Raw genomic sequence first — 17,846 nt, 5'->3', positions numbered from 1 at the left:
CGAGATTTTCGCGGGAGGTTCACCATGCGGCGCACGCTGATTGCGATCGGCATCCTGTTGGTTGCGATGCCGGGCGCGGCGCTCGCGCAGGCCAAGGGCAAGGGTATCCGGCTCTGGAATCTGACGATGGAGACGATCTCCGGCTTCCAGCTCTCGCCGGCCGGGAAGACCGAGTGGGGTCCGAACCAGTGCTTGAACGACAAGGACAAGGAGGTCGACCACGACGAGCGGCTGCGCATCACGGGCGTCGAGCCCGGCCGCTACGACGCCAGGGTCAGCTACCCCAATGCGCGGCAGTGCATCGTGCGCGACATCGAGATCAAGGCGGATGCGGTGTTCTCGATCGCCGACAAGGATCTGAAGGATTGCAGCAAGTAACGCGGGCTGCGTTACGAGCGTTTTCCTCTCATGGTGAGGAGCGCGGAACGCGCGTCTCGAACCATGCAGGCCCGTCTGTCGCCTGCGGCCATCCTTCGAGAGGCTTGCTTCGCAAGCTCCTCAGGATGAGGACCTAAGCCAGTCGCGACCGGCAACGCAGCTCAGGGCTTCACGCCTTGTCGTTCGGGTGCGGATATTCGCAGCGCCACCGCACCGCCTGCCACTTCGGATGGTCGCCGACCCATTGCGCGATATAGGGCGGCGCAGCCATCGCGCATTGCGTCGGCGACCCCGCATAGTTGAACACCAGATGCTGCTCCTCGCAGGTCGCAGGCGAGAGCACTGCACACACAGTCACTACCAGGTCGATCGGGTTCATGCCGGGATCCTCGCAGAGGCGATGAAGTTAGCACAAAAGATTACGTTCCGAGGAGCGGGAAGTTTCAATCCGGCCGCGCGAAATCGAGGGGGAATTGCCCGTCGCCTGTCCCCGCAACCCGTGCGCGAGCGCTAGAAATTGACCCCAAACACCAGCCTCGCCTGATGGCGCTCAAAATTGACGAGGTCAAGATTGCCGCCCGATCCGGCCGGACGGCCCCAGGCCTGCATGCTCCAGCTCATGGTCAGGCGCGAGCGCTCCGAAAGCTGGAAATAGGCGGTCGGACCGACGAAGAGGGCCTGGCCTGCGAACTCGCCGAGGCCGATGCCTTCGTACTGCCGGAAGTAGCGCACCTCACCGCCGAGCAGCACATCGGGCCGCACGCGCACCAGGCCGGCGAACGCCGCGCCGATGGTCGAGCTCTTTTCGGACAGCCCCGTCATCTCGAAGCGCGCCCATTCCGGCTGATAGATCAGGTTGAGCGCCCCGATAGCAAAGTTCGGGATCAGCTCGCGATCGAAAGCGAGCGTGAAATCGGTACCGTACATCCGCCCTTTTGCGCCGGAGGTCTCGTCGATGCGGTCGCCATGGAGTTCGGCGGCGACAGTCAACCCGAATGGCGCGCGCTCGCGATCGAGCAGGCGGTAACGCAGGTCGAGCGAAGCGCCCTGGAAATTGAACTGGCGACGGTCGCCGATATCGGGGACGCCGGTGATGTCGTGCAGGGTGGCAGTGCCGCCGACCTCGACGCGGAAGTTCGGCAGCGGCACGACCTCGATTTCGACCTCCTGCGACAGCGCGCGATAGGTCCCGCCGCCTTTGCCGAATCGACCTGTCGTCTGGGTCTGGAATTCGCGCTCGCCGGGATTGCCGACATCGGTGCCGATCATGAAGCCGAAGATGTGCTCGGTATCGAAGCCCTCTTCGGCGCTGACGCATGCCGGCGCGAGCGCGACGGTGCAGGCGACCATGGTCCAGAATGTATGGGCTCTCGCTCGCATCCCCGACACTACCACGGCTTCGACGGTGTTTGCCATCGAAGCCGCGGCAGGTCCTCAGTCTTGCAGTCTTACTTGCGCAAAGCGCAGGCGTACATGTTGATTTCCATGCCGACCGGCACTTCCACGATCTTCGGAGCTTTCCAGGCCATTCGGGGACTCCCAAGGGATTGAGCGCGACATCGCGCCGGCCAAAACCTAGGGCTGCGTCAGGCACAGCGCAAGTCTGGAATCGCGCCGTTGACACAGCGAACTGTCGCATCGCGCTTGCAAATTTCTCTCTCGGGCAACTCGCCTTCGCTCTCAGTCAAGCGGCGCGGTTCTCACCGCAACAAGCGCAGCAGCGCGCGGCCGGCGCGCGAGTTCATCTCCTTCGCATCCAGCGTTCCGTCCTTGTCGGGATTCGCTGCGTTGAAGCGCTGCTCCACCACCGAGAGATATTCGTCGAGCGTGAGAGTCCCGTCGCGATCGGGATCGGCGGCGGCGAGTTCTTTCGCCGTTAACCGTCCGCGCAACTCGCGGGAATCGAGCGTGCCGTCGTGATCGGGATCGAGCTTGGCGAACAACGCGGCCGCCGCCTTCTTCACCTCGGCCAGATCGAGCGTGCCGTCATTGTCGGTATCGAACGTCTTGACCGCATTGCCGGAGGCCGACCATGCCGGACCGGACAGCAGTGCAATCGTGAGCGCAAGTGCAACAGAGCGACGCGATATCATGAAAACCTCCCAGACCAAGAGCTCCGATTCGAGCCAGATCGACGACATAAGTCCACAAGCGAGCCTCGGTTCAAGCCCCGAATTGCAGCCTGCGCCCGTACAACTTGCGGAACCCGTCGGCCCGACCATTGCCGTGGCGCACGCGCTCCTGCTCCGTGTCGCGGAATTTCTTCAGCGCCTGCGCACAAGTGAGAGTTGCTTGTCAGCTCTCCGTCAGATGACCGGCATCCCGCGCCGCCCACCATATCGGCATCGCAATTACGACTTTCGTATTGACGCGTTTTGCATTCGGGCGGAGTGTTGCAGTCGCAGCGTCAATAGGCGCGCATATTGGGAGGAACGGATGAAACGCTTTGCGATGGCCGCGAGCCTCGTCATGCTTGCATCGACTTGTGCAAATGCACAAACCAGCGAGCAGCTGGTCAAGGGCGCGACCGATACATCGAACGTTCTCAATTACGGGATGGGCTACAATCTCCAGCGTTTCTCGACGCTGAACCAGATCAACAAGGACAGCGTCAAGAACCTTGTCCCGGTCTGGAACTACTCTTTCAACGACGATCGCAGCGAGGAATCGCAGCCGCTGGTGTACCAGGGCGTGATCTACGTGACGTCGCACAACGCGACCATGGCGGTCGACGCCAAGACCGGCAAGCAGATCTGGAAATCCAAGGTCGAGTATCCTGCCGAAACGCCGCGCATCGTCTGCTGCGGCATCATCAATCGCGGCGCAGCACTCTATGACGGCAAGGTGTTCCGCACCACGCTCGACGCCAACGTGATCGCGCTCGACGCCAAGGACGGCAAGGAGCTGTGGCGGCAGAAGGCGGCCGATATCAAGGAGGGATATTCGATGACGGTGGCGCCGCTGGTCGCCGACGGCATCGTGATCACGGGCATCTCCGGCGCCGAGTTCGGCACCCGCGGCTTCATCGACGGCTGGGATCCCGCAACGGGCAAGCATTTGTGGCGCACCCATTCGATCCCCTCCCCCGACGAGCCCGGCGGCGACACCTGGAAGGGCGATACCTGGAAGCTCGGCGGTGGCTCGACCTGGATTACGGGCTCCTATGACCCCGAGCTGAACACGGTCTATTGGGGTATCGGCAATCCCGGACCGTTCAACTCGGCGGTGCGCCCGGGCGACAACCTCTACACCTGCTCCGTGCTGGCGATGGATCCCAAGACCGGCAAGATCAAGTGGCACTACCAGTTCTCGCCCAACAATCCATTCGACTATGACAGCGTGGCCGAGATGGTCCTCGCCGACATGAACGTCGAGGGCAAGCCGACCAAAGTGTTGATGGACGCCAACCGCAACGGCTTCTTCTACGTGCTCGACCGCACCAACGGAAAGCTGCTCGCGGCCAATCCCTACGTGAAGGTCAACTGGGCGACAGGAATCGACATGAAGACCGGACGTCCCATCGAGACCGACGTCTCGAAGGACGCGCGTGAGGGCAAGAAGGTGACAGTCTATCCGTCGATCCTCGGCGGCAAGAACTGGGAGCCGATGTCGTTCAATCCGCAGACCGGCCTCGCTTACGCCAACACGCTAGCCTTCGGCGGCAGGTACAAGACCGAACCCGCCACCTTCAAGCAGGGTGAATGGTATCTCGGCATGGACCTTACCGATCTCTGGGAATGGGGTGATGGTCCGCGCGGTCATCTGAAGGCGATCGATCCCATGACCGGCAAGGCGAAGTGGGAAGCACCAAGCGACATCCCGCGCTTCTCCGGCGTGTTGTCGACTGCGGGCGGCGTCGTGTTCTCGGGCGCGCTGACCGGCGAGTTCGAGGCCTTCGATGCCGACACCGGCAAGAAGCTCTGGCAGTTCCAGACCGGCTCGGGCATCGAGGGACAACCGGTGACCTGGCAGCAGGACGGCGTTCAGTATGTCGCGGTGACGAGCGGCTATGGCGGCGTCTACTCGCTGTTCTCCGGCGACGAGCGGTTGGCCAAAGTCCCGCCCGGCGGCTCGCTTTGGGTCTTTGCGGTCAAGCAATAACCACGGCACGATGCTGAGAAAGCTATCTCACAAGACGGTGGCGATCCTCGCCACCGTCGCGGTGCCGATGGTCGCGCTTGCGGCGACCGTTCGTGCCGCGGATGATTCAACCGGCAATCCCGTGCAGGCACAGATCGACCATGGCAAGTCGACCTATGCCGAGAAATGCTCACACTGCCACGGCCCCAACATGATGAACCCCGGCACCATCACGCCGGACCTGCGCGCCTTCCCCGACGACAAGACGCGTTTCGTCACTACCGTGAAGAACGGCAAGAACAACAGGATGCCGCCCTGGGCCGACATTCTCAGCGACGACGAGATCGGAAATCTCTGGGCCTTCATCTCGAGCCGGAGAAAGCCATGAAGCACTGGCTGGCCGCGTGGAGCATTGCCGCGATCCTCGCGGCGACGGCCGCACGCGCGGCCGACGATCCGCTCAAGATTTGTCTCGACGAGGACCGGCCGCCGCTCTCGGTGCATCACAAAGGCAAGCCGGGCTCTGGGTTCGACGTGCTGCTGGCGCAGGCGATCGCCGACCGGCTCGGACGGCCCCTGACGATCCAGTGGTTCGAAGGCAAGCTGGATGAGGATTCGAGCCCGCAGCTCGAGGCCAATGCGCTGCTGTCCGACGGGCGCTGCTCGCTCGTCGGCGGCTATGCGCTGACGACGGACTCCCTCGTCAAGCCCGGCATGAAAACGGCGCGCCTGCCGGATTTTGCCGGCGCCACGCGCGACGACCGGCGCCGCCGTGTCGCACTCGGCGTGCTCGTGCCGAGCCAGCCCTATGTCTACTCGCCGATCACGGTCGTGCTCGGACCGAAGGCGCGGGGTCGCAAGATCGCCGATATCGGCGACCTCGCGGGCCTGCGCCTCGTCATCGAGAGCGGCTCGCTCGGCGATGCGATCCTCATGACCTTCGACAAGGGGCGCCTGATCGACGACATCACCCATCTCGTCCCCGGCCGCGATGATCTCCTCGGTGCACTTGCCCGCGGCGACTATGACGCGACGCTGATCGACCTCGGCCGCCTCGACGCCCATCGCGCCGCGCACCCCGATACAGCGATCACCGCGTCCGGCTACTACTATCCGATCGGGGCCAATCGCGGCTATGTCGGGCTCGCCAGCGATCCCGCGCTGACCGACGCCGTCAACAAGGCGCTGACCGGGCTTGCTGCCGAGGGCAAGATCGCCGAATTCGGCGCGCAGGCGGGGCTGACCTATCTGCCGCCGCGTGAGCCCGCGATCCTCGGCGACGTCTGGATGAAGATCATTCAGCGGTGACGGAAGACGCTCTCGTGTCCCGCTGTGTCCGGGCTCGAGACTTAAGTCTTCGCCCGCAACTGCATGAACATCGTCATTGCGAGCGTAGCGAAGCAATCCAGAGTCCCTCCAGAGAAAGACTGGATTGCTTCGCTACGCTCGCAATGACGGAGTGTGGAGCGGCGGCGGCGCACCTCTTGAATCAGCCCGACGGCATCGACTCGCTTAGTGGCGCCCCGCACCGTATGATGTCTGCGTTCTCATTCGCCCTTTTGGTGCGCCGTGAATTTCCCGCCCACTAGTGCCAACCTGCGCGATCTCCTCTCGCGCGAAATCAAGACCGGCGAGCTGGTGCGGGCGCTGATCGTCGTCGGCCCGATGGTCGCCGCCTATTTCATCGCGCGCGAGACGGCGCTGCTGAATCTCGGGTTGGTCGCGGTCTCGTTGCTCATTCCCGCACTCAGGCTGCACCTGCCGCCGAAAGTCGTCGCGTGGCATTATCTCGCCATCCTCCTCACCTTTGCCGCGCTGTTCCTCGCGAACCCGATCAAGCCGCTATTCGCAGTGCTGACGGCGCTCGCCGGATTCCTTGCGGTCGCAGTGACGCGCCACGGCGAACATTTCCGCACGCTCGGGAATTGGGTGTTCATCCCCGCCGTGTATCTTGCCTGCGAGGTGCGGGAGGGCGTGAGCGCCTCGGAAGCCCTGCGCCATGCCGGCATGATCATCGTGTCCTCTCCGATCGCGCTGGCTCTGGTCTACGCCATCCGGATTTACGACCAGCGACGGTGCGGCGATGCCGCGACCTCGTTCGGAGCGCCCGCGGCCGAATGGTTTGTGCCCGCGGCGGCAACCGCCCTTGCGGTGTTCGCTGCGGCGGCTCTGGTCGAGATCCTCGATCTCGCGCAGGGCCAATGGGTGATGTGGTCGGCCGCAAGCGTCGTGGTCGGCGATCTCGCCGCTTCGACCGGCAAGCTGAAGCAGCGGGCGATCGGCGCCGTCGCCGGCGTGCCGCTCGGTTTCCTCGCCGGCATGGTGCTGCCGCAAAGCCGGGCCGGCTATGCGCTCGCGGTTCTCGCGGCCACCCTCACGCTGATCTCGTTCTCCCGCTACATCATCGGCTTCGGCCTGCGCTGCTTCTTCATCGCGCTGGCCGCCTCTTTCGCCGGCAGCGCCAGCGGCATCTCGGAGGAGCGCATCGTCAACGTGCTGATCGGCGGCACCTTTGGCTTGCTTGCGGTAGCCCTGACCGAAATCGTCTGGCTGCGTGTCATGCGAAAAGTGCGATTGTCCGGATGACGCCCGAATTGGCACAGCGCGGCCCTTCGAATGCGCCAATCTGTCTCGCTTGCCACCCATGGCAGAGGCGACCCGATGCAGTACCGTCGGCGACAACCCGGGAGAGAATCATGTCCCCAAGTCTCGATCGCCGCCGCTTCATTGCCGCCGGCACCGCCACGCTCGCGACGCCTTTCGTCTCGCGCAACGCCTCGGCGCAGGCTGCATGGCCATCGCGGCAAATTCGCATGATTTGCAGCTATCCCGCCGGCGGACAGACTGACCTGCTCGCACGCGCCTATGGCGAATTCATTGCCAAGCAGGTCGGAAAGACCGTCGTCGTCGAGAACAAGCCGGGTGCCGCGGGCGCGATCGGGACGGCGGAGGTCGCACGCGCGGAGCCCGACGGCCACACCATCCTGTGCTCGATCTCGACCACCTACATCATGAACCGGGTGGTGATGAAGACTCCGGGCTACGACATGGACAAGGATTTGACGCTCGTCAGCGTCATTCCGGGCGCCGGCCTGTTGCTGGTGGCGAACCCGAAAACCAGCGTCAAGACGCTGGAGGATTTCGTCGCCTTTGCTCGCAAGAGCGGCAAGGTCAACTTCGGCACCTATAGCGCGGGCTCGGCCCCGCATATGACGGTCCACGAGCTCAACAAGCAGTACGGCCTTGCCATCGAGCCGATCCACTATCGCGGCGAAGCCCCGATGTGGACGGGCATGCTGGAAGGTACGCTCGATGTCGCCATGGGCAGCTACACGGCAGCGCAATCGGTTTTGCAGAGCGATCGCGGCACAGTGTTCGCGGTTCATTCGAAGAAGGTCGACGCCATCCCCGATATCAAGACCCTCCCCGAGCAGGGCGCGACGTCGAAATTCTTCACCGTTAGCGGCTTCTCCGGCTGGGCCGTGCCGAAGGCGACACCGCAACCGGTCGTCGACCGCCTGGCGGAGCTTTGCGTCGCTGCCAACAACGATCCGAAGGTAAAGGAGGTTCTCAACACGTTCGTGCTCGAACCCGCGATCGGCTTCAAGGAAACCAACGCCCTATATCAGCGCGAGCTGCCGATCTGGATCGAGAGCGCGCGGTCCCTCGGCCTCGAGCCCTCCTGAACCGCGAGACAAGACGCCCTTCGCGGCGCAGCATTCGACCAAAGCCTAGTGCCGGAAACGTATTTTCCCGCTATGATTGTGCGACGCTGCCGGGAAGGTCTCACCGGCGCGGACGAGAAAGGCCGATCCCATGACACCGGATGGCGTTGCCGTAGCCGTCATGATCATTCTGCTCTTTCCGATGGGCTATTTCACGTTGGCGTCTCCGGCCTTCCTACTGGTGAAGCTGGATATCCAGCCCGTCGCCCAGCTTTTGCGCGGAATGTTCAATGCGCATTTTCTGGTGATGCGCGTTGCCGGACTCATCGGAGCGGTCGCTTTCCTGCTCGACGGTCGTCTGGTCGCCGCGATGGGCGTTGGCCTTCTTGCAGCCTTGGCGATCTACGGACGCCGCTGGTTCATGCAACGGATGGACGAACAGCTCAGCGCCAGGGACGCCGGCGATGCCGAGGCCCCGCGCCGGCTACGCCGACTACATTGGAGTGGAATGCTCGGCAATGCGGTGCTGCTCGCCGCTCTCCTGACCAGCATTCCCTACATCGCCATATCGGCGTGAGAGACATCGGCATGAGAGACATCGCGGGCGCGCGACGGTCAACCGTCGTCGTCGCCGAACCTGGCGTTTGCCTAATGCTCGTCCGCGGCAACCGCGCCCTGTTGCGCCTTGTGGATCGAGGACGGCACTACGCCAAAATATTTCCGGAACACCCGGCTGAAATGCGATGAGCTGGAGAAGCCCCAGGAGAACGCGACGTCGGTGATGGTCTTGCCGGCGTGGGCCTCGAGCTCCTGGCGGCAATTCTGAAGACGCGCCTGCCAGATGTAGTCGCTCACCGTGGTGCCGCGCTCCGAGAACAGCATGTGCAGATAACGCTTGGAGCAGCCGAGCTCGCCGGAGATCTGGTCGATGCACAGATCCGGATCGCGCAAATGCTCGCGGATGAAGAACTGCGCGCGCACATAGGTCGCTTCGGGACCGACGCGATCGAGCATCGTGTCCGCCTCGCGCAGCGGCAGCAGCAAGAGGTCGATCAGCGAATCGGCGACGCCGACCGCACTATTCGCCGACAGCTTGGCCGCCTCGTCGAAGGTCGCATGGACGAAATCGTGGGCGATCCGCCCCGTTCCCGTGCGTGAGGTCAATTTGCAGGCCGGCATTCGCTGCGACGGGAACCCGCGGTCGCGCAGCAGCGCCTTGGGTACGATCACCACGTCGTGGCGCGTGAAAGCAGGGCTGATGATCGAATGCGGACAGGAGACGTCATAGGCGATGATGTCGCCCGGGTTGATCTCGATGTGGCGGCCTTCCTGCTCGAAATAGGACACGCCGTAAGTCTGGAAGTGGATCTTGATATATGGGTGTTCGTTGGCCTTGGCGCGCGCCAGTGTGTGCGCGATGCGATGCTGGCTGACCTCGATCTGGCAGAGCTTCAGGCGCGAGACGCTGGTGTAGTCGATGCGGCCTTCGAGCGAAGACGCTTCCAGCGGATCGACGTCGAAATGCCCACACAGGCTCGTCAGCCCGTCGATCCAGCTCTGGATCTGCCGCTTCGGCGTCATTCCCGTCGTCGAGAGCGTGTGAATTGTGTCGGACATTAATCCAGCCACTGGTTTGATCCGGAGATTTTGACGCGAATCGCGAGCCGCGCTGCCGGAGCCCTGAACCGTGATTGCGTGACGTTTACCTCGATTTTGAGCGATCTTCTGGAACGAGCGCCATCGTTCCATTGCCACCCTTGAAAGTTAATCCTCCGCCTTAGTTGCAGCGCCGTCAAGGGGAACCTAAGCGTGGAAGACGGTCCCAAAGCGCTGCGGAAGCCGCTGAATTCGCTACTGCAAAATCAAAATCTTCGCGGCCGTGCGCTGTCAAGCAAACCAGCTTCCCTCTTGGGCAAGTTTCCCGATGGCGAAGTCGCTACGGATGCATCAGGAACAACAAAAACGGGCCGCTCCTGCACGTGGACCCGTAGCTCTCATCAGGAGGAGAAAGCACCCAGCATCGTTTCTGGTCCCAAATGTGACCGCCCTGCACGAGCAGACACCGGACGAGAAGCCCGGTGATTGAGCAATGCTTCGGAAAAATAAACGAGACAACGGAGGAATGACTATGCGCAAGGTACTACTGGCGACCTTTCTTGGGTCCGCTGCGGCTCTCGCCGTAGGCAGCGCGTCAGCCAATGACGAGCTGAACAAGATGGCGCAGAACCCGAAAGACTGGGTGATGCCGGCGGGCGACTATGCCAATACCCGCTATTCCAAGCTCAACCAGATCAATGCTCAAAATGTCGGCAAGCTCCAGGTCGCCTGGACCTTCTCGACCGGCGTGCTGCGCGGCCATGAAGGCGGCCCGCTGATCATCGGCAACATGATGTACGTCCACACACCGTTCCCGAACAAGGTCTACGCTATTGACCTTTCGAACGAGAACAAGATCGTCTGGAAGTATGAGCCGAAGCAGGATCCGAACGTCATCCCCGTGATGTGCTGCGACACAGTCAACCGCGGCGTATCTTACGGCGACGGCAAGATCTTCCTGCATCAGGCTGACACTACTCTGGTCGCGCTCGATGCCAAGACCGGTCAGGTTGCATGGACCGCCAAGAATGGCGATCCCGGCAAGGGCGAGACCGGCACCTCGGCGCCGCTCGTCGTCAAGGACAAGGTGCTGATCGGCATTTCCGGCGGTGAGTTCGGTGTTCAGGCGCATATGAGCGCCTACGACATCAAGACCGGCAAGCTGGCTTGGCGCGGCTACTCTGAAGGACCGGATGATCAAATCCTGGTCGACGCCGAGAAGACCACCGCACTCGGCAAGCCGGTCGGCAAGGACTCCAGCCTGAAGACCTGGCAAGGCGATCAGTGGAAGATCGGCGGCGGCGCCACCTGGGGCTGGATCTCCTACGACCCCGAGCTGAACCTCGTCTACTACGGATCGGGCAATCCCTCGACCTGGAATCCGAAGCAGCGTCCCGGCGACAACAAATGGTCGATGACAATCTGGGCTCGCAACCCTGACACCGGTCAGGCCAAGTGGGTTTATCAGATGACGCCCCACGACGAGTGGGACTATGACGGCGTCAACGAAATGATCCTCTCGGACCAGCAGATCAACGGCCAGCCGCGCAAGCTGCTGACGCACTTCGATCGTAACGGCCTCGGCTACACGCTCGATCGTGCCACCGGTGAGCTCCTGGTCGCCGAAAAGTACGATCCGAAGGTGAACTGGACCTCCGGCGTCGACATGGACAAGAACTCGCCGACCTACGGCCGCCCGAAGGTGCTCGACGCAGCTTCGACCGACAAGGCGGGCGAGGACCACAACGTGAAGGGCATCTGCCCGGCCGCGCTCGGCACCAAGGACGAGCAGCCGGCAGCCTACTCGCCGGACACGCAGCTGTTCTACGTCCCGACCAACCACGTCTGCATGGACTATGAACCGTTCAAGGTGAGCTACACCGCGGGCCAGCCCTATGTGGGTGCGACGCTCTCGATGTATCCGCCGCAGGGTGAAACCCACATGGGTAACTTCATCGCCTGGGACGGCAAGACCGGCAAGATCGTCTGGTCGAACAAGGAGCAGTTCTCGGTCTGGTCGGGTGCGCTCGCAACCGCAGGCAACGTGGTGTTCTACGGAACGCTCGAAGGCTACCTGAAGGCAGTCGACGCCAAGACCGGCAAGGAGCTCTACAAGTTCAAGACTCCTTCCGGCATCATCGGCAACGTCACCACCTATGAGAACGGCGGCAAGCAGTATGTCGCAGTGCTCTCCGGCGTGGGCGGCTGGGCTGGCATCGGTCTGGCGGCAGGTCTGACCGATCCGACCGCCGGTCTCGGCGCAGTCGGTGGCTACGCGGCGCTCAGCAACTACACGGCACTCGGCGGTACGCTGACCGTGTTCTCGCTGCCCAACTAGGCCTCTCAGCATCGCTCCGGCGCGTGGATCAACTCCACGCGCCGGCTCGTCTCACCGAATGCCTTCCGAGGAAAAGCTCTTGCGTAAAATCTGCTCTGCCATTGCCGCGATGTTCTTGATCGCGTCCGGGGGAATTGCCGTCGCGGACGGCTCAGGTGACCCGACTGCCGTCAAGCAGAACGAAACCGGCGAATGGTCCGACAAGGAAGGCAACCCAACCTACAAGATCACCGACGGCTCCGTCGACTGGTATACCTATTCCGGATACCGCCGCTATCACTCGGACTGCCATGTGTGTCACGGCCCGGATGGCATGGGCTCGACCTACGCCCCGGCGCTGAAGGATTCGCTGAAGACGATGAGCTATGCCGATTTTCTCGGCGTCGTCGCCTCCGGCCGCAAGAACATCTCGACTGCCGCAGAGAACGTGATGCCGGCCTTCGGCGATAACCCGAACGTCGCCTGCTACATGGACGATCTCTACGTCTATCTGCGCGCCCGCTCCAACGAGGCCTGGGGCCGCACCAGACCTGGCAAGCACGACGACAAGAACGACGCCTATACCAAGAACGAAGATTCGTGCATGGGCAAGAAGTGAACGTGCGGAGCCCGACCAGGACCTGGTTCTTGGCGCCCTGCCGGAATTTGAGGAGCTTAAGATGAAGACACGTGCCGCCGTCGCTTTCGAAGCCAAGAAGCCGCTCGAGATCGTCGAAGTCGATCTGGAAGGACCGAAGGTCGGCGAAGTCCTGGTCGAGATCAAGGCGACGGGCATCTGCCATACCGACGCTTACACGCTCGACGGCTTCGACAGCGAAGGAATCTTCCCGTCGATCCTGGGCCATGAGGGCGCGGGCATCATCCGCGAGATCGGTCCTGGTGTGACCTCGGTGAAGCCGGGCGACCATGTCATCCCGCTCTACACGCCGGAATGCCGGCAATGCAAAAGCTGCCTCAGCCAGAAGACCAATCTCTGCACCGCGATCCGCGCGACGCAGGGCAAGGGCGTGATGCCTGATGGCACAAGCCGCTTCTCCTACAAGGGCAAGCCGATCTACCACTACATGGGCTGTTCGACCTTCTCGAACTTCACCGTGCTGCCGGAGATCGCGGTCGCCAAGATCCGCGAGGACGCGCCGTTCGACAAGAGCTGCTACATCGGCTGCGGCGTCACCACCGGCGTCGGTGCCGTCGTCAACACCGCCAAGGTCGAACCGGGCTCCAACGTGGTCGTGTTCGGCCTCGGCGGCATCGGCCTGAACGTGATCCAGGGCGCCAAGATGGCTGGCGCGGACAAGATCATCGGCGTCGACATCAACGACTCCAAGGAGGAATGGGGACGCCGGTTCGGCATGACCGATTTCGTCAATCCCAAGAAGATCACGGGCGACATCGTCCCGCATCTCGTGACCCTGACGGACGGAGGCGCCGACTACACCTTCGACTGCACCGGAAACACCACAGTGATGCGCCAGGCGCTGGAAGCCTGCCATCGCGGCTGGGGCACCTCGATCATCATCGGCGTTGCCGAATCCGGCAAGGAGATCGCGACCCGCCCGTTCCAGCTCGTCACCGGGCGAAACTGGCGCGGCACCGCCTTCGGCGGCGCGCGGGGCCGCACCGACGTGCCGAAGATTGTCGACTGGTACATGAACGGAAAGATCCAGATCGACCCGATGATTACCCACACGCTCAAGCTCGAAGACATCAACAAAGGCTTCGACCTGATGCATGAGGGCAAATCGATCCGTTCAGTCGTCGTGTTCTAAATCGAAAAGCGTCACCCCAAGGAGGATCGACCCATGACTGTTGCACTCCATCCAGCGATCGATAACGGCATCAAACAGGGCAGCGGCAGCTTCGCCGGCGGCACGCTCGCATGCAAATGCAGCGACCATCAGGTCAAGGTCGCCGTCAAGGGCGACGTCGCGCATAACCATGCCTGTGGCTGCACCAAGTGCTGGAAACCGCAGGGCGCGAATTTCTCCGTCGTCGCCGTGGTGCCCCGCCAGAACGTCACCGTGCTCGAGAACGGCGACAAGCTCCAGATCGTCGATCCATCGGCGGTGATCCAGCGCTACGCCTGCAAGGCCTGCGGCACGCACATGTACGGCCGCATCGAGAACAAGGGTCACCCGTTCTACGGCCTCGACTTCATTCACCCCGAACTGTTCCAGGAACAGGGTTCGCAGGCGCCGCAATTCGCCGCCTTCGTTTCGTCGGTGATCGAATCGGGCGTGAAGCCGGAGCAGATGGGCGGAATACGGGCTCGGTTCAAGGAGCTTGGTCTCGAGCCCTATGACTGCCTGTCGCCGGCGCTGATGGACGCCATCGCGACCCACGTGGCGAAGGCCAAGGCGGCCTAAGTAAAGGCCGCTTAAGCAAAGGCCGCCCGAGCAAAGGCCGCCTGACGTTTGCCGCGCCCGCCCGCTCGCTGGTTCCACCACACCCAGCGAGCGGACGGAGCCGACCCGGGACAATCGCGGCGATGCCGCCGCTTCTCGACTGCACTTGTGTGGGACCGTCAGCTCCCTCAGTCCTGGTCTCTGAATGACTGCGCAGGACCGCCGGCTTCCTGCTTGAAGTCCGCGGCCCCTGCGTTTCTCCCTCCCTCGACTGAGGCATCCTGCTTCGTCCGCACAGGTCTTCTGGCGGACGAAGCTTTTTTTTATTGTGCCCATCTCAAGAGGCGCGTGGCGTGATGCGGCGCCCTGCTTTTGACAAACCTTCGTTGCAATCTTTTCCCATCGAGAACAGCTGACGAGAGAACACTTGGCTGTGACCGGACCGAAGCGATCCCACTAAGATCGCGTCGTGACGATGCCGCGCGAAATTCAATAATCAAGAACACGACGGGAGGTATCGAGCACATCCGGACATGAATTGGCATTCCTGAGTCCTGCCGGGATCTGCCCGCGCGGGATGACCGCCGGAATGCGACGCCGCGCAGCGGACATTGCACCGACCGGCATCTGGAAAATCTGAAATCAACAAGCTTATGAAGAGCGAGGGACGATCATGATCAAGGTGAAGATCAACGGCCAGGAACAGAGCTGGGACGGCGACCCGGATCTTCCGCTACTCTGGTTCCTGCGCGACGAGGCCGGGCTGACCGGCACCAAGTTCGGCTGTGGTCAGGCCCTGTGCGGCGCCTGCACCGTCATCGTCGACAAGGAAGCTGTGCGCGCCTGCATCACGTCGATCAACGACGTCGCCGGCCGCGAGATCACGACGATCGAGGGACTGCATCCGAACGGCGATCACCCGGTGCAGAAGGCCTGGCGGCAGGTCAACGTCCCCCAATGCGGCTTCTGCCAGGCAGGCCAGATCATGCAGGCGGCTGCGCTGCTAATGGACAATCCAAAGCCGTCGCACGACCAGATCCGCGAAGCGATGTCCGGCAACATCTGCCGCTGCGGCTGCTACCAGCGCATCGAGAATGCGGTCCATCTCGCATCGACGGGAGTGTGACATGAATTTCATCGACAATCCGAGGAAGCTTCGTGGCTTCGAGAAGAACATCAGGGTCGAAAAGGTCTCGCGCCGTAGCATCTTGAAGGGGCTCGGCATCACCGGCGGCTTTGTGCTCGCTGCTCCCGTGATGTCGCGCCAGGCGTTCGCCTACGAGACCGGCGCCGGCAAGATGCCGCACGGCGTCGTGGTCGATCCGCGCGTGTTCGTCGCGGTCGCACCCGACGGCACCGTCACCATCCTCGCCCACCGCGCCGAGATGGGCACGGGCGTGCGCACCAGCCTGCCGCTGATCGTGGCTGAGGAGATGGAAGCCGACTGGTCGCGGGTCAAGGTGGAACAGGCCCATGGCGACGAGGTCAAGTTCGGCAACCAGGACACCGACGGCTCGCGCAGCACTCGGCATTATTTGATGCCGATGCGCCAGATCGGTGCCTCCGCACGCACCATGCTCGAGCAAGCCGCCGCGAAACGCTGGGGTGTGCCGGCAACCGAGGTCAAGGCCGTCAATCACGAGGTCGTCCACAGCGCGACGAGCCGCAAGCTCGGCTTCGGCGAGCTCGCAGCCGACGCCGCCAAGGAATCGGTGCCGAGCATCGAAGGGCTCAAGCTGAAGGACCCCAAGGACTTCCGCTATCTCGGCAAGGGCCAGATCGGCATCGTCGATCTCCATGACATCACCACCGGCAAGGCGCGTTACGGCGCCGACGTGCGGCTGCCAGGCATGAAGTATGCCGTGATCGCGCGCCCGCCGGTGACCGACGGCAAGCTGGTCAAGTTCGATCCGGACGCGGCGTTGAAGGTCCCCGGCGTCGAGAAGGTGATGCAGGTGCGCGGATGGCCGTGGCCGTCGAAATTCCAGCCGCTCGGCGGCGTTGCCGTGATCGCGCGCAACACCGGCGCGGCGATCAAGGGCCGCGACGCGCTGAAGCTGACCTGGGACGACGGCGCCAACGGCAAATACGACTCCGTCGCTTACCGCAAGGAGCTCGAGGAGGCCTCGCGCAAGCCGGGCCTTGTCGTGCGCCAGGAAGGCGACGCCGAGGCCGCTCTGAAGGGCGCCGACAAGATCGTTGTCGGCGAATATTATCTGCCGCACCTTGCCCATGTCAGCATGGAGCCGCCGGTGGCGGTCGCCGACGTCAAGGGTGACAAAGCGGAGATCTGGGCGCCGGTGCAAAGCCCGGGCGGCACGCGCGAGGACGTCGCGAAGACGCTCGGCATTCCCGAGGGCAATGTCACGGTCAACGTCACGCTGCTCGGCGGCGGTTTCGGCCGCAAGTCGAAATGCGACTTCGCGCTCGAGGCCGCGCTGCTGTCGAAGGAGCTCGGCGTGCCCGTCAAGGTGCAGTGGACGCGCGAGGACGACGTCCGCCACGATTTCCTGCACACGGTCTCCGTGGAACGGATCGAGGCGGGGCTCGACAAGAGCGGCAAGGTGATCGCCTGGCGCCATCGCAGCGTGGCCCCGAGCATCGCCTCGACGTTCGCGGCGGGTGCAAAGCATGAGGCGCCCTTCGAGCTCGGCATGGGCCTCGTCGACATGCCCTTCGAGATCGCCAACATCTCCTGCGAGAACCCGGAGGCCGCGGCGTTCACCCGCATCGGCTGGTTCCGCTCGGTCTCGAACATCCCGCGCGCCTTCGCGGTGCAGTCGATGGTGGGTGAGATCGCCCATGCAACCGGCCGCGACCAGAAGGAGACGCTGCTCGCGCTGATCGGCAGCCCGCGCATCGTCAAGCCTGCTGTGAAGGACATGTGGAACTACGGCGAGCCCTTGGACAGCTATCCGATCGACACCGCGCGCCTGCGCAAGGTGGTCGAGCTGGTCGCCGAGAAGGGCGAATGGGGCCGACAGGTGCCGAAGGGCCATGGCCTCGGCATCGCCGTGCACCGCAGCTTCGTCAGCTATATCGCGACCATCGTCGAGGTGGCCGTCGACGACAAGGGCAAGCTGACGGTGCCGCGGGTGGACACCGCCATCGACTGCGGCACCTATGTCAACCCCGAGCGCATCGCCTCGCAGATCGAGGGGGCGGCGATCATGGGGCTCAGTCTCGCCAAATACGGCGAGATCACCTTCAAGGACGGCAAGGTGCAGCAGAAGAACTTCGACGACTTCCAGGTCCTCAGGATCGACGAATCCCCTGCGGTGACCAACGTCTACATCGTGCCGCCCGGACCCGACACGCCGCCGAGCGGCGTGGGCGAGCCCGGCGTCCCGCCATTCGCGCCGGCGCTGATGAATGCCATCTTCGCCGCGACCGGAAAGCGCATCCGCAGCCTTCCGCTCGGCAAGCAATTGGAAGCGTAAAGGC

At 63.1% G+C, this 17,846-nt stretch carries 18 protein-coding genes; 13 read left to right on the top strand and 5 right to left on the bottom strand.

From position 1 onward, the window contains the following. The first annotated feature begins 24 nt into the window (after positions 1–24). Positions 25–378 (top strand): hypothetical protein, encoded by a 354-nt coding sequence (locus IVB41_RS26550; RefSeq protein ID WP_247436626.1) that lies wholly within the window; start codon positions 25–27, stop codon positions 376–378. A 169-nt stretch (positions 379–547) separates the two neighbouring features. Here IVB41_RS26550 and IVB41_RS26545 read toward each other — a convergent pair whose 3' ends face one another. The 4 genes from IVB41_RS26545 to IVB41_RS26530 form a co-directional block, all read right to left on the bottom strand. Beyond that, positions 548–757: a hypothetical protein gene (locus tag IVB41_RS26545; protein WP_027566545.1), complete on the bottom strand. Its 210-nt coding sequence runs from the start codon at positions 755–757 to the stop codon at positions 548–550. 131 nt (positions 758–888) lie between these two features. Further along, on the bottom strand, positions 889–1,794 hold the full coding sequence (locus IVB41_RS26540; protein ID WP_247436623.1) for a hypothetical protein: 906 nt from the start codon (positions 1,792–1,794) through the stop codon (positions 889–891). A 32-nt stretch (positions 1,795–1,826) separates the two neighbouring features. Beyond that, entirely contained in the window at positions 1,827–1,907 is an 81-nt protein-coding gene (gene pqqA / locus IVB41_RS26535) for a pyrroloquinoline quinone precursor peptide PqqA (RefSeq protein ID WP_018460299.1), read from the bottom strand. 171 nt (positions 1,908–2,078) lie between these two features. Further along, a complete protein-coding gene (locus IVB41_RS26530; RefSeq protein WP_247436620.1) occupies positions 2,079–2,471 on the bottom strand; it encodes an EF-hand domain-containing protein in 393 nt (130 codons plus the stop codon). 343 nt (positions 2,472–2,814) lie between these two features. On the opposite strand from IVB41_RS26530, the gene IVB41_RS26525 reads away from it, so the two are divergent. From IVB41_RS26525 to IVB41_RS26500, 6 genes are all read left to right on the top strand, one after another. Beyond that, positions 2,815–4,479 carry a methanol/ethanol family PQQ-dependent dehydrogenase gene (locus tag IVB41_RS26525; protein WP_247436601.1) on the top strand — a complete coding sequence of 555 codons (1,665 nt, stop codon included), beginning with the start codon at positions 2,815–2,817 and terminating at the stop codon, positions 4,477–4,479. Positions 4,480–4,489: 10 nt separating this feature from the next. Beyond that, the gene (locus IVB41_RS26520; protein WP_247436598.1) at positions 4,490–4,846 is read left to right on the top strand and encodes a cytochrome c; all 357 of its coding nucleotides are present in this window, start codon (positions 4,490–4,492) and stop codon (positions 4,844–4,846) included. Further along, positions 4,843–5,766, top strand: a complete 924-nt coding sequence (locus IVB41_RS26515; RefSeq protein ID WP_247436593.1) for an ABC transporter substrate-binding protein — start codon at positions 4,843–4,845, stop codon at positions 5,764–5,766. Before IVB41_RS26520 ends, IVB41_RS26515 begins: the two co-directional genes overlap by 4 nt. 261 nt (positions 5,767–6,027) lie before the next feature. Further along, positions 6,028–7,044: an FUSC family protein gene (locus tag IVB41_RS26510; RefSeq protein ID WP_247436572.1), complete on the top strand. Its 1,017-nt coding sequence runs from the start codon at positions 6,028–6,030 to the stop codon at positions 7,042–7,044. A gap of 110 nt (positions 7,045–7,154) precedes the next feature. Further along, entirely contained in the window at positions 7,155–8,144 is a 990-nt protein-coding gene (locus tag IVB41_RS26505) for a tripartite tricarboxylate transporter substrate binding protein (protein ID WP_247436569.1), read from the top strand. A 130-nt stretch (positions 8,145–8,274) separates the two neighbouring features. Next, the gene (locus tag IVB41_RS26500) at positions 8,275–8,700 is read left to right on the top strand and encodes a hypothetical protein (RefSeq protein ID WP_027566537.1); all 426 of its coding nucleotides are present in this window, start codon (positions 8,275–8,277) and stop codon (positions 8,698–8,700) included. A gap of 71 nt (positions 8,701–8,771) precedes the next feature. Here IVB41_RS26500 and IVB41_RS26495 read toward each other — a convergent pair whose 3' ends face one another. Further along, positions 8,772–9,740: a helix-turn-helix domain-containing protein gene (locus IVB41_RS26495; protein ID WP_027566536.1), complete on the bottom strand. Its 969-nt coding sequence runs from the start codon at positions 9,738–9,740 to the stop codon at positions 8,772–8,774. A 511-nt stretch (positions 9,741–10,251) separates the two neighbouring features. On the opposite strand from IVB41_RS26495, the gene xoxF5 reads away from it, so the two are divergent. The 6 genes from xoxF5 to IVB41_RS26465 all read left to right on the top strand — a co-directional run bounded on the left by xoxF5 (position 10,252) and on the right by IVB41_RS26465 (position 17,842). After that, positions 10,252–12,057, top strand: a complete 1,806-nt coding sequence (xoxF5, locus tag IVB41_RS26490) for a lanthanide-dependent methanol dehydrogenase XoxF5 (protein ID WP_027566535.1) — start codon at positions 10,252–10,254, stop codon at positions 12,055–12,057. A gap of 109 nt (positions 12,058–12,166) precedes the next feature. Beyond that, positions 12,167–12,655, top strand: a complete 489-nt coding sequence (locus tag IVB41_RS26485; protein WP_027566534.1) for a c-type cytochrome, methanol metabolism-related — start codon at positions 12,167–12,169, stop codon at positions 12,653–12,655. Positions 12,656–12,716: 61 nt separating this feature from the next. Then, positions 12,717–13,826 carry an S-(hydroxymethyl)glutathione dehydrogenase/class III alcohol dehydrogenase gene (locus IVB41_RS26480; protein ID WP_027566533.1) on the top strand — a complete coding sequence of 370 codons (1,110 nt, stop codon included), beginning with the start codon at positions 12,717–12,719 and terminating at the stop codon, positions 13,824–13,826. 33 nt (positions 13,827–13,859) lie between these two features. Beyond that, the gene (gfa, locus tag IVB41_RS26475; protein ID WP_247436566.1) at positions 13,860–14,423 is read left to right on the top strand and encodes an S-(hydroxymethyl)glutathione synthase; all 564 of its coding nucleotides are present in this window, start codon (positions 13,860–13,862) and stop codon (positions 14,421–14,423) included. 652 nt (positions 14,424–15,075) lie between these two features. Beyond that, positions 15,076–15,528: a (2Fe-2S)-binding protein gene (locus IVB41_RS26470; protein ID WP_007601363.1), complete on the top strand. Its 453-nt coding sequence runs from the start codon at positions 15,076–15,078 to the stop codon at positions 15,526–15,528. A gap of 1 nt (position 15,529) precedes the next feature. Then, entirely contained in the window at positions 15,530–17,842 is a 2,313-nt protein-coding gene (locus IVB41_RS26465) for a molybdopterin cofactor-binding domain-containing protein (RefSeq protein WP_247436562.1), read from the top strand. Positions 17,843–17,846 lie beyond the last annotated feature (4 nt).

The sequence above is a fragment of the Bradyrhizobium sp. 44 genome (assembly GCF_023073095.1).
In the GTDB taxonomy this organism is placed as follows: Bacteria; Pseudomonadota; Alphaproteobacteria; order Rhizobiales; family Xanthobacteraceae; genus Bradyrhizobium.
The sequence above is the reverse complement of the archived record's forward strand: the minus strand, read 5'-3'. Positions and strand labels throughout refer to the sequence as shown.